At 39.1% G+C, this 1,763-nt stretch carries 1 protein-coding gene; it reads left to right on the top strand.

Annotated features, from left to right (window positions below):
- The first annotated feature begins 119 nt into the window (after positions 1–119).
- Positions 120–1,235, top strand: a complete 1,116-nt coding sequence (locus AAV98_RS19720; protein WP_060667206.1) for an IS110 family transposase — start codon at positions 120–122, stop codon at positions 1,233–1,235.
- Positions 1,236–1,763: the final 528 nt, after the last annotated feature.

Here is a 1,763-nt window from a genome sequence, read left to right as displayed (position 1 = left end):
CCGAGTTATCATGAACGAAACTAGCTCCTTACTCGTAAAATCGTAGGTTAATTTGGTTAGAATGTTTACTGGAAAAACCAAACCAAATCAGAGCTACATTACGGAAGGAGCTAGTTATTATGCAGGATACCATTAAATACGTAGGTTTAGACGTATCTAAAGAAAAAATTGCGATTGCGGTTGCCGAAGAAGGACGTGAAGCACCTAGATATTGGGGACTCATCCCTCACACTGCTGATGCCATTAGAAAGTTAATTAAGAAGCTAGGAAGTAAAGAAAATCTACGATTTTGTTATGAAGCTGGTCCAACTGGTTATCCATTATATAGGTTGTTTCTTACTCAAGGTGTTCAATGTGATGTCATTGCTCCCTCTCTCATCCCCAAAAAACCAGGGGAAAAAATCAAAACGGATCGAAGGGATTCCATACGATTGGCTCAATTATATCGAGCAGGTGAATTGACTGCTATATATGTACCTACTTCAGAAGATGAAGCTTTACGGGATCTTATCAGATGTCGAGAAGATGCTAAAGAGGATGAGCTAAGAGCCAAGCATCGATTAAGTAAATTCCTATTGCGTCATGATATAAAACCCCCTGTTGGAGTAAATAAATGGACCACTAAATATTATAGATGGTTAGATACATTAAACTTTGAGAATGTGTCATTGAAATTAGTAATACAAGAGTATTACCACCAATTAAAAGAATTAATTCAACGAATTAAAAGGCTAGATGAAGAGATAAACCTTCAAGCTACCGAAGGTACTCACGCACCTAAAATCCAAGCACTTCAAAGTCTAAGAGGAATCGCTACTCTAACGGCAACAAGTATTGTAGCAGAGATAGGGTCGTTCAAACGATTTTCCACCCCTAGACATTTTATGGCATATGTCGGACTGATTCCTTGTGAATATTCAAGTGGAGAAAGTAGATATCAAGGAGAGATTACCAAAACAGGCAACCGTCACGTACGTCGTTTATTAGTAGAATCTGCTTGGAGTTACAGGTATCAACCAGCCGTGAAAGGTAATTTGAAAAGAAGGCAAGATGGACTATCTCCAACCATACAGGCAATATCTTGGAAAGCCCAAAATCGACTTCATAATAAGTATTATCGGTTAATATCAAAAGGAAAAGAAAAAGGCAAAACCGTAACGGCAGTTGCCAGAGAATTAGCTGGATTCATTTGGGCAGTTATGCAAGAGGTAGAAGATATGCCAGAAGCACATTAAAAAGGGATTTCGCAACAAGGGACTTTTTTAGATGATTCAAATACTTTATAAGAAGCCTGAGAATAGGGCTCGAAGGCAAAGTTAAAAACCGGAAAGGAAAATCCACGTGCCTCCTCTGTGCCATTTCTTTTTAGAATAACGCACGTCCCGAGTTAGTGGAATAGTCCTTTATACGGAAAGATACTATGTGAAAACCCACGAATATCAGAATGCTAACCGCAGTTGATTTTTTGCCTTCGTGCCGTGTTCTTACCTTCTTTATCAAGGAGGACTAAGACCAATCCTTCTTTAGCTTGAAGATCGTCTCACCCTATGGAATGGCAGTCAAGGAGAGCACTTGACAACCATTCCATAGGGTGAGGAGAAAGTTTGTAAGCTAAAGAAGGAGTTAACCTAGCATAAACGCTAACATCAAACGCTTAAAAGAAAAAGAAGAAGAATTGGCTTCTCTTCTTAGAGTTGCACAAAAACAAAACAAAAACACCTAGTTGAGTGGGGGCCTTGAAAGTTTCGTTCATATCAGGAGGC

It is taken from the genome of Bacillus sp. CHD6a (genome assembly GCF_001293645.1).
In the GTDB taxonomy this organism is placed as follows: Bacteria; Bacillota; Bacilli; order Bacillales; family Bacillaceae_I; genus Sutcliffiella_A.
This window is presented reverse-complemented; position numbering and strand designations above follow the sequence as displayed.

Excerpts from the sequence above, each read along its gene's own strand:
- AAV98_RS19720 (WP_060667206.1), top strand. The coding sequence starts at position 120 with ATGCAGGATACCATTAAATACGTAGGTTTAGACGTATCTAAAGAAAAA.